Annotated in this window: 10 protein-coding genes and 2 pseudogenes; 5 read left to right on the top strand and 7 right to left on the bottom strand. The window is 68.0% G+C overall.

Annotated elements, in window-relative coordinates; translation table 11 throughout:
• Positions 1–210: 210 nt before the first annotated feature.
• A complete protein-coding gene (locus tag ACH4YP_RS30565; RefSeq protein ID WP_398493804.1) occupies positions 211–600 on the bottom strand; it encodes a hypothetical protein in 390 nt (129 codons plus the stop codon).
• A 526-nt stretch (positions 601–1126) separates the two neighbouring features.
• Here ACH4YP_RS30565 and ACH4YP_RS30560 point away from each other — a divergent pair.
• Entirely contained in the window at positions 1127–1648 is a 522-nt protein-coding gene (locus ACH4YP_RS30560) for an AAA family ATPase (protein ID WP_398493839.1), read from the top strand.
• Positions 1649–1850: 202 nt separating this feature from the next.
• On the opposite strand, the gene ACH4YP_RS30555 is transcribed toward ACH4YP_RS30560, so the two are convergent.
• The 3 genes from ACH4YP_RS30555 to ACH4YP_RS30545 form a co-directional block, all read right to left on the bottom strand.
• The gene (locus ACH4YP_RS30555) at positions 1851–2243 is read right to left on the bottom strand and encodes a phosphotransferase (protein WP_398493802.1); all 393 of its coding nucleotides are present in this window, start codon (positions 2241–2243) and stop codon (positions 1851–1853) included.
• A 248-nt stretch (positions 2244–2491) separates the two neighbouring features.
• Positions 2492–3307 carry a class I SAM-dependent methyltransferase gene (locus ACH4YP_RS30550; RefSeq protein ID WP_361050758.1) on the bottom strand — a complete coding sequence of 272 codons (816 nt, stop codon included), beginning with the start codon at positions 3305–3307 and terminating at the stop codon, positions 2492–2494.
• 385 nt (positions 3308–3692) lie between these two features.
• Positions 3693–4151 (bottom strand): MarR family winged helix-turn-helix transcriptional regulator, encoded by a 459-nt coding sequence (locus ACH4YP_RS30545; RefSeq protein ID WP_398493800.1) that lies wholly within the window; start codon positions 4149–4151, stop codon positions 3693–3695.
• A gap of 63 nt (positions 4152–4214) precedes the next feature.
• Between ACH4YP_RS30545 and ACH4YP_RS30540 the strand changes: the two genes are divergently transcribed.
• Positions 4215–4583: a VOC family protein gene (locus ACH4YP_RS30540; RefSeq protein WP_398493798.1), complete on the top strand. Its 369-nt coding sequence runs from the start codon at positions 4215–4217 to the stop codon at positions 4581–4583.
• A 317-nt stretch (positions 4584–4900) separates the two neighbouring features.
• Here the strand turns inward: ACH4YP_RS30540 and ACH4YP_RS30535 are convergent, their stop codons facing one another.
• Positions 4901–5110 carry a TetR family transcriptional regulator gene (locus tag ACH4YP_RS30535; protein ID WP_398493837.1) on the bottom strand — a complete coding sequence of 70 codons (210 nt, stop codon included), beginning with the start codon at positions 5108–5110 and terminating at the stop codon, positions 4901–4903.
• On the opposite strand from ACH4YP_RS30535, the pseudogene ACH4YP_RS30530 reads away from it, so the two are divergent.
• Positions 5066–5449: pseudogene (locus tag ACH4YP_RS30530) on the top strand (SDR family NAD(P)-dependent oxidoreductase). The gene ACH4YP_RS30535 and the pseudogene ACH4YP_RS30530 sit on opposite strands and share 45 nt — an antisense overlap.
• A 146-nt stretch (positions 5450–5595) precedes the next feature.
• Here ACH4YP_RS30530 and ACH4YP_RS30525 read toward each other — a convergent pair.
• Positions 5596–6807, bottom strand: coding sequence for an erythromycin esterase family protein (locus ACH4YP_RS30525; protein WP_398493796.1), 1212 nt, complete (start codon positions 6805–6807; stop codon positions 5596–5598).
• Positions 6808–6865: 58 nt separating this feature from the next.
• Here ACH4YP_RS30525 and ACH4YP_RS30520 point away from each other — a divergent pair, with 58 nt between their 5' ends.
• A complete protein-coding gene (locus ACH4YP_RS30520) occupies positions 6866–7615 on the top strand; it encodes a TioE family transcriptional regulator (protein WP_398493794.1) in 750 nt (249 codons plus the stop codon).
• Positions 7616–7762: 147 nt separating this feature from the next.
• Here the strand turns inward: ACH4YP_RS30520 and ACH4YP_RS30515 are convergent.
• A pseudogene (locus ACH4YP_RS30515) lies at positions 7763–8540 on the bottom strand (aldo/keto reductase); the annotation flags it as partial.
• Positions 8541–8708: 168 nt separating this feature from the next.
• Between ACH4YP_RS30515 and ACH4YP_RS30510 the strand changes: the two are divergent.
• On the top strand, positions 8709–9299 hold the full coding sequence (locus tag ACH4YP_RS30510; protein ID WP_398493835.1) for a TetR/AcrR family transcriptional regulator: 591 nt from the start codon (positions 8709–8711) through the stop codon (positions 9297–9299).
• Positions 9300–9357: the final 58 nt, after the last annotated feature.

Genomic DNA, 9357 nt, shown 5'->3' with positions numbered 1-9357 from the left:
TCGGCCACCGCTCCTCCAGCGATCGGATCGGACGTCACCGCACATCCAACCGCCACGACCGCCGACCCGGCGAACCAACGCGGCCACAGCACTAGATGATCAATTCCAAGGGATGCCTGCGGAGGGTGTGGGGTGGGCGGCGGCCGAAGCCACCGCGAGACGGTCAGGCGACGGACTGCCGGCCCTGGTTGTCGAGGTGGCAGCGGGCGGTCAGGCGTCAGGGTCGACTTCGGGGTGCGTGAACCGCACGGGCTTGCCCAGCGACCGGGCGTAGCCGATTTCGGCTCGGGTGCTGTCTCCGATGTAGTCGCCGACTACGAGCACCTCATCAGCGAGCCGGATCTTCGCCCGGTGCAGATCGTCGAGTCGAACCTTCAGCGCCTCGGCCTCGACAGGATCGGACCAAAGCTCGTGCGGCGACTTCATGTCACAGCCCGGTTTGACGACAATCTTTCCGGCTTTGGTCTCCCGCAGATCGGCCTCGGTCATCTCGGTCATGAAGCGGGTGGAGCCGCAGATCACGACGATACGCGGGAGGCCCAACAGCTTCTTCGCGTCGGCGAGCCTCTCATCGGGGGTGAGCAGTTTCGGGTATGACACCGGTTCCTCCTGGTGGTGTGGTCCAAAAGGTGCCTGCGGAGACGAGAACGAAGGTGTCCAAGATCGTTTTTGTGTACAGCGGGCAGCACCGCCAGCCGACCCGTGACGGAGTCCGTTATGCCCGCTGAACAGTACGAACGCTGGGTCCGGTGCTGACAGCCTCGCCCAGAACGGATATCCGTCCCTGGCAGGGTCGGCTGCCGACTCCGCCGACGCTGTCGACTATGGTGAAGGCATGTGCTGCCCCATGACTACCCGGACCGCCGCTTAGCGGCGGTATCCGAGGTTGCTGTAACCGCGGCCTCATTGCTGCCCCTTGCCGGGGCCAGCGCCAAGACGTACCGCCGGATCAGTGTCCTGTCGGCAGCCACTCGCTTATTTCTGTGCTGCCGGGCCATCCTGCCTGATCAGGGGAGTCATGTCTCAGCCGCAGCGTTTCCGTTCACAGTGCGAAAACCCATTCCCATGCCCGAATGCAGCCGGGCCCTTCGTCACGCAGGACCCGCGTGTCGCCACCCTGTTCCTGATGGTCGGGCTCCCCGGAAGCGGGAAAACCACCCGGGCCAAAGAGATCGCCGCAACGCACCGGGCGTTGCGGCTGACCCCAGATCACTGGATGATCCCGCTGTTTGGCGATTCGATGGCCGACGGCAAGCGTTGGGTGCTCGAAGGGCGGCTCATCTCGGTCGCTCTGCAGGCGCTGCGGCTGGGGGCCAGCGTCGTGCTCGACTATGGGCTCTGGGGCCGCGATGAACGGTCGGCACTGCGCTGGCTGGCGCGGTCGGCCGGGGCAGAATGCCAGGTGGTCTACGTGTCCGTGGACAAGGACGTCCAGCTCGCCCGCATCGCGCACCGTCAGGCGACGACACCGCATCAGACGTTTCCGATGAGCGAGGCCGACGTAGACCAATGGCGGGAGCAGTTCCAGGTGCCTGACGCCGCCGAACTCGATGGCGGCGAGATTCCGAGCCCGCCGACGGGCTGGCCGGGCTGGCCGGGCTGGTCGGAGTGGGCGGTAGACCACTGGCCCTCGTGCACCGACAGCTAGGGCGCATATCGGGTCGTGATCAATGGGTTGTCCGGGTGAGATCTTTGATCCAGATCATCGAGGCGCGCAGGTGAAGGCCGGCGAGGTAGCCATCAATGGCCTGGCACCAGAACCGCAGCATCGTGAACGGCAGCACGGTGGACCCGACCTGCAGATGGGCTGGGCCCACCGAAGCTTCTGGCGCAGGCAGCTGGCTCGCCGGTCAATCGCTGCGACGCAGAACATTGGGACACAGAACACTGGGACACATGTTCCGCTTGCATAACAGGTATCCGAGGTCTTCGAGAGGGTCGCCGGGAGCGGCGGTATCGAAGTCGGTGAAGGCCATCGGCCGGCCCTGGTGGAGGACAGTGTTGTTCGGGCCGGGATCGTGGTGGCAGACGACCGGATGAGTCGCGGCAAGGCGGCTGCCGCGGGTGGCCTCGTGAAACGAGCGCAGGAGTGTTCCGGCAGCTACCACCTGATCGTCGCTCCACAGCTGGAATCTGGCCGGCACTCGACTTGGCACGTAGGTGAACGTGTCACGGCCGGTGTCGTCGAGCCCGAGATATCGCGGTGCGCCGTTGAACCCGCGTTGTTGAAGATAGTTCAGCAATTCAGCAATTCGGCAACGAAGGCCGACCTGGCTGTGACGGGTCGCCGGACGGTGTCGCCGACACGGACGACGCCCTGTGTGATCCGCCCTCCGGACAGTGGCACTTCGTCCTTTGCGATGTCCATGGCTCGAGCTTCTCGCGTTCTTGGCCGAACGGTTTGCCGATCCGTGTGGGTGGCATCCGGTTGCGCCCGAAACACCGTCACGGAGTGAGCAGGACGCGATTTCGTACGAGCTGGAAGCCGGTTCTACCGACGGACGGCCGAGATCAGTCCGCCGGGCCGCTCCTCGCGTTGCGGCGGGGTGCTGATCGGGCGGCCGTAGGCGGCAGCGCGCTCGCGCAGGGTGTGGCTGTCGGCCTCCCAGCCGTGCCCGGCCAGCCAGCCCACCGGGTCGTCGGGCATCTCCGAGATCCACATGGACGCCGCCGATCCCGGCGCGGCGTCCGCGCCGAAGCGCTCGATCACGCCGCGCGAGCCCAATGTCAGCCCCAGCCGACTGCCTGCCGCCGACTGCGTGCTGATCCGGGCCAGCAGCAGCTCCACCGCATCCTCGGGCAGATAGATCAGCAGTCCTTCGGCGATCCACACGGTCGGCACGCCCGGGTCGTGCCCTGCGGCGGCCAGCGCGCCCGGCCAGTTCTCACGCAGATCCACTGCGACGGTGATCCGCTCGCAGCGCGCGACGGCCCGTTCCTGGCGCAGCACCGAAGCCTTGAAGTCCAGTGGCGCTGCCGTGTCGACCTCGAACAGCCGGGTGCCCTCGGGCCAGTCCATCCGGAAGGCCCGGCTGTCCATGCCGGCGCCGAGCAGCACGACCTGCCGGACCCCGGACGCGGAGGCCTGCTGCAACAGGTCGTCGAGGAATTTCGTCCTGATGACGATGGAGAACGACACGGCCAGCCGGCGGCGTCGCGCGGCCTCGTCATCGGGCAGCGGCGGCGAGGAGGGCCACAGGCCGCCGGCGGTCGCGAAGGCCTGTGCCAGTGCGTCGCGGAACAGCGCGTTCTCCCGCTCGGTCTCCAGCGCCCGCACCCTGGCCACCCCCACCGCCGTGGCCCACACTCCCGACGGCTCCACCCGCACTTGCTCATCAGTCACCGCGTCAGCCTAGATGGTCGATTCCCAGGGCCTGATGACCTGATGAGGCGAGCTGGTGCCGGATCAGGCAACGCCTGCGTCGTGACGGCTTGCCGCGTGGATGGTTCCCAACGTGGTGGGCCGGACGGGAATGATCACGTGGCGGACGTTCCGCCGCCCGAAGAGATTGACGCGCACGCGCCGTCCGTCACAGCAGCTGGACGGCGCGTCACATAACAAGCAGGGCAAGCGGGCTTATGGCAGAAGAGGGTGTAGTCGGAGGCTGTCGGGTTTCGAGGTCGCCGGCACGGATCTTCACGCTCGGCTGCACTCCCGTCCGGGTGCGGCGAGGCGTGCGCCGGGGAACGGGCTATGCACCGTCGCTGCCGTCGCGCAGGGAATGGATCATGCTCTGCAGGATCCGGAACGCGCCTGACTGCTCGGTCTCGGTCATGCCCGCCAGCATTCTGATCTCGACGGACCGGACCGCTACGGTCGCCTTCTCCAGGCTCCGTCGGCCGCGAGGCGTGAGCCGCGTGGGAAGAACTTTCCCGACGGGTGCCTCCGCGGGCCTGGTCACGTAGCCGTCTCGTTCCAGGGCCTGGAGCAGCACGTTCATCGTCTGCCGTGTCACGAACGCGCCCCGCGCGAGCTCGGAGTTCGACAAGCCCGGTCGTTGAGCCAGCAGTTCGAGGCAGGAGTAGTGCGTCACGCTCATCCCGAGCGGCCGCAGTACCTCCTCCATGGCTGCGCGCAGGGCGCTCGACGCCTCTTTCAGCAGGTATCCCAGAGAGGTCTCCAGGTCGACGCCGACACCGTCTTGATTCATGTCAGGATTCTGACATACGTTGACCTGTGTCAGAAAGCTGACACGAAAAGAAGGAGCACCGTCATGTCCGCCACCGGTCCCGACTTCATCTCGCTCCAGGCGCGCGACCTCGCCGCTTCGCAGGCGTTCTACGAGCAGTACCTCGGCCTCGTCCGCTCGCAGGCAGGACCTCCGCACGCCGTCGTCTTCGAGACGAAGCCGATCGCGTTCGCACTCCGCGACGTCGTTCCCGGCACCGACCTCGCATCCGTCGCCCAGCCTGGCATCGGTGCCGCGATCTGGCTCCACGCCACCGACGTCCAGGCCATCCACGATGCTCTCGTCGCCGACGGTCACACCATCGTCTCCGCACCGATCGACGGCCCCTTCGGCCGGACATTCACCTTCGCCGACCCCGACGGCTACCACGTCACCCTCCACGACCGCGCCTGATCAACCGGCTGAAGGACTGGCGTGGCATCGCCACTCGCTTCGACAAGAAGCCCGAGAGGTACCTCGCCGGCCCGGAACCCCGTGCCTCGATGGTCTGACTCGGCGATCCCTCGCAGGAAGCCGACCGATCACGACATCGCGCAGGCCCTAGCGGGAGTGGCGCGGCAGAGGGGTGTGAGGGGGTTCGGTGAGTGCGGCTACGGCGGTTGTGATCCTGGTCCTGTGGTCGGGGCCGGTCCTCTGACGGTTCTCCGGTTGCAGCGCCTTGAGTGACCAGGTGGTGGTGTCCCAGCTGATCACGAGTGAGATGACCATGGTCATGAGTTCCGCCGCGGGGATGTCGGCGCGGACCTTGTCGGTTGCTGAGCGGACTCGATGGCGGAGATTCGCTTGCGGTACTCGTCCTCGAACGAGATCGACTGTGCCAGTTTGACCATGCTGTCGGCGACGACGATGTCGAACAGTTCCTCCTTGGTTCCGAAGTGCACATAGATCGACCGCTTGTTGGCCGCGGCGGTCTCGGCGATGCGGTCGATCCGAGCGCCGGCCAGGCCGTACGTGGCGAACTCGTCGCCTACAGCAGCAGCAAGTGGGCACTGTGCGGCCTCATGCGCGCAGCCGCCAAGGGACTGGCCCGCGACAACATCCGCGTCAACTCAGTCCATCCCGGCATCATCGAAACCCCCCTCGCCTAAGGCCCCGACGGCACCGTCATCGTCCCCGTCGACGACTTCGCCGTCCCCCGCAACGCCACCCCCGACGAAGTCGCCGACTTCATCCTCTTCGCCGCCTCGGACCAGGCCCGCTTCGCAACCGGCTCCGAAATCGTCGCCGACGGCGGCTTCACCCTCGGCGCCCTCACCTGACGTACCCCCACATCCCCGTGGGACAAGGACACGCCGTCTCCATGCAGCTCCAGACCACGACTGCGAGCCTGTTCGGGACACCTGTCGTACTGCCGCTCTCTGGGGTAGCGAGCACGGAAGGCGTGCGGCTCTCGTGGTCTGCGTGTCTACCTGTGACGCCGCAGCGGGACGTCCTTGACGAACACGATGCCGTCGCTGTCCGCCAGGTGGGCCGGGTCGAACGGCGCGTAGCCGAACCAGGGGGAGACGCGGGGGGCGGGGAGTGTGTCGCCGAGGGCCGTGGCCAGCTGCGGGGCGGCGATGACGTAGCGGTCCTCCGGGAGTTCGTACAGGAGGCCCTCGACGGTGTTCGGCGGCGGGGTGTCCACTCCTTGGTGGTGGATCGTGCCGAGGGCCGTGGCCACGAAGGCGTACTCCTCGCCGAGTCGGGAGCTCACCAGCGCACCGGCGCTCCACCACTCCACCGGCCCCTGCCACAGCTGCATGGTGCTCTGCTCCCGCTGGAGATGGGAGTTGTGGGCGTGGACGAATGCGGGCCCCCGAGCGGTGGCGGCGAGGAGGTTGTGAGCCATCATCAGATCTCGCGTCGCGCACAGCCGCGTCATGCGGGCCGGGGAGGTGTCGGCCATCCAGTGGTGGTATCGCAGGAGGCCGGTCGCGGTGCGCGCGTACAGGCGTGCCCGGTCCAGGTCGTCCCGTGAGGTCGCCGTGATCAGGTGCGGCGTCTGTGTGTCCAGCAGGGCCACCAGATCGTCGGTGAGCAGCCGCAGTTGACCGGCCTCGGCCGACTGCCCCACGGACTGGGACGGGTCCAGCATCGCGGCGGGATCGGTCCACCGGTCGTCGGCGCCGAGCAGGCGGTCGAGTGTCTCCGCGGTGCAGGGCAGCAGGTCCGCGTCCACCCAGGTCGACAGGTAGCCGTGGAGCGCGGTGAGAGCCTGCCGGGGGCTCGCCGCGCTGGTGATCTCAAGTGGGCCGTCGATACCGGCGAAGCGGAGCCGCTCGGACGCGGGCCGGTCCACGTTGTAGGCGCGCATCCAGCGCACTAGCTCGCGGTTGGCCGCGGACGTGCCCCACTCGTGGCTGAATCCGTGCTCCATGACCTCGTCGAGCGTGCCCGTGCCCGAGGTGACGTAGTCGTCCACGACCAGGCCCATCATGCAGTCACTCTCGATCGCGATCGTCCTGTAGCCCTCCTGCTCGGCAAGCTGCCGGAAAAGCTCGTTGCGCAGGTCGAGCAGTGTGTCCTCGCGGTGGGTGGGCTCGCCCAGCGCGAGCAGCCGTGGCCGGGCCGGAAGCAGCCTCATGACAGCGGCAGCGTCGAAGGCATGGACGGCGTCCTTGATGTCAGTAGCCATGCCGTCAACGGTATCGTTGAACCTTCGGTTGAAACTTTCCCGTGGCATCGGCAGGAGTATGGGGCGAAACCTTCAAAGCGGTGAACGGCTCAGGCCGGTTGATCTGGCGCGTGGGCACGGTCTGTCCGCACAGGCGGTCAGGAACTACGAGGAGGCCGGCATCCTTCCGGCCGCCGGTCGCACACCCCACGGCTACCGCATCTATACGTCGCTGCACGCGGGGGCCTTGCGTGCCTTTCTGGCCCTGGTGCCCGGGCACGGCCACCGGACGGCGACGTCGATCATGCGGGCCGTGAACCAGGGCGCGGTCGATGAGGCGTTCCTCCTCATCGACGAGAGCCACGCCCAACTCCTCGACGATCGGCGGACCCTCCAGGCCGTGGAGAGCGCCCTCCGCGACCTGGAGTCCACGACGGCGGCCGGGCTCGATGCGGCTTCTGGGCCCGACGCGAGTTCTGGGCCTGTCGAGAGGTTCATCGGGCCGCTGGCGGAACAGCTTGGGATCCGGCCCGCGACGCTGCGCAAATGGGAGCACGCCGGGCTGGTGCGCCCGCGCCGCGACCCGCTGACCGGGTACCGCGTCTACGACGAGTCCGACGTACGGGACGCCCGGCTGGCCCACCAACTCAGGCGTGGCGGCTACCTGTTGGAGCAGATCGCCCCGCTGATCGCCCAGGTGCGGTCGGCCGGCGGGCTGGAGCCGTTGGAGGCCGCATTGTCCGACTGGCGAGGCAGGGTGTCGGCCCGCGGGCGAGCGATGCTGACCGGGGCCGCCGAGCTGGAGGCGTACCTCCGCGAGCGCGGATGAGACTCCGGACGTCGGCCGACGAAACGGACGAGACTCCGGACCGGGCCGACGAGAACAAGGGCCACCGGGCGGGCGTATCGAGGAGCCGGAACGAGTACCGGCTTTGAAATGGACGTGGCCGCGCCGTGGCGGGCGGCGGCCGGGTGGTCAGCGGCGTCGTGGTGCCGGGTCGAGCAGGGCGGGTGGAGTGTCGTTCTTCTCGTACGCGGCCAGGTCGACACCGGGGGGCGAGCTGTGAGTGGAGGTGGTCCAGCGTGCGGAAACCGATGAGCGCGCTCGTCACGGCGGGGTGCGCGGTCACGAATCCGAGCGCGAGCTGGATCATGGTCAGGCCGGCCTCGTCGGCGACTTCGGCCAGCTGCTCGACGGCGTCGAGCCTGGCCCGGTTGGCGGGGATCGCGGTGTCGAAGCGCTGCGGCATGAACGTCGAGCGGCTTGTGGTGATGTCCCGGCCCTCGCGGATCGCCCCCGACAGCCAGCCCGAGGCCAGCGCGCTCCACGCCAGCACTCCGAGCCCGTACTCCTCGGTCACGGGCAGGACATGGGTCTCGATCCCGTGCTGCAGGATCGAGTAGCTGGGCTGTTCGGTGACATAGCGGCCCAGGTGGTGCTCGCGCGCGGCCCACTGTGCCTGCACGATGCGGTACGCCGGGAAGGTCGAGGAGCCGAAGTAGCGGATCTTTCCCGCGCGTTGCAGGTCGGTCAGGGCCGACAGCGTCTCCTCGTCGCTGGTCTTCGGGTCCCACCGGTGGATCTGGTAGAGATCGACGTGATCGACACCGAGACGGCGCAGGCTGGCGTCGAACTCGGTGACCAGCCGGCGGCGCGAGCTGCCCTGATGGTTGCGCTCGTCGCCCATCGGCAGGGTCGCCTTCGTGGCCAGCACGATGTCGTCGCGTCGGCCGACTATGGCCTTGCCGACCACCGTGATCCTTCGTTGCGGGTGAAGCGTGGTGTTACCGCATGGCTCGGTTGTCGGGGCATCGCTTGGTTGTCGGGCCCCTGCTCTGGCATCATGGGCAAACGGAACCTCGTTCCGGAACGACGCGGAACGTTGTTCCGTTTGGCGAGCTCGACGGCGGAGGGTGGCGCGGTGGACGACAGCGGCGAGGGCGCGGGGCGCGCGGCCCAGTCCAAGCGGAAGGACGCCCGGCGCAACAAGGAGACCTTGCTCGATGCGGCCGCCGCGGTCTTCGTCACGTCGGGCGTGGAAGCGCCGGTACGTGACATCGCGGCCAAGGCCGGCGTCGGGCTGGGCACGATCTACCGTCACTTCCCGACACGGGCGGATCTCGTCATCGCCGTCTACCGCCACCAGGTCGACGCCTGCGCCGAGGCCGGCCCGGCCCTGCTGGCGAGCAGCCCGACACCTCACGCCGCACTCGGACAGTGGGTCGACCTCTTCGTCGACTTCCTGGTCACCAAGCACGGACTCGCGGCGGCGCTGCAGACCGACAACGCCGGTTTCGAAACGCTGCACGCCTACTTCCTCGACCGCCTCGTGCCGGTGTGCACCCAGCTCCTCGACGCTGCAGCCGCCTCCGGCGAGATCCGCACCGACCTCACCGCCTACCAGCTCATGCGCGGCGTCGGAAACCTCTGCATCGGCGCCGACAGCGATTCCCGCTACGACGCACGCCGACTGGTCGAGCTCCTCGTCGCAGGCCTACGCCAACCGGGCTGACCGTGGCACCCGTGAGGGCGACGCGATCGATGCTGCCCGGCGCCTGCCTCCCGCGCGA

Source organism: Streptomyces sp. NPDC020747, from assembly GCF_044334695.1.
Lineage (GTDB): Bacteria > Actinomycetota > Actinomycetes > Streptomycetales > Streptomycetaceae > Streptomyces.
This window is presented reverse-complemented; position numbering and strand designations above follow the sequence as displayed.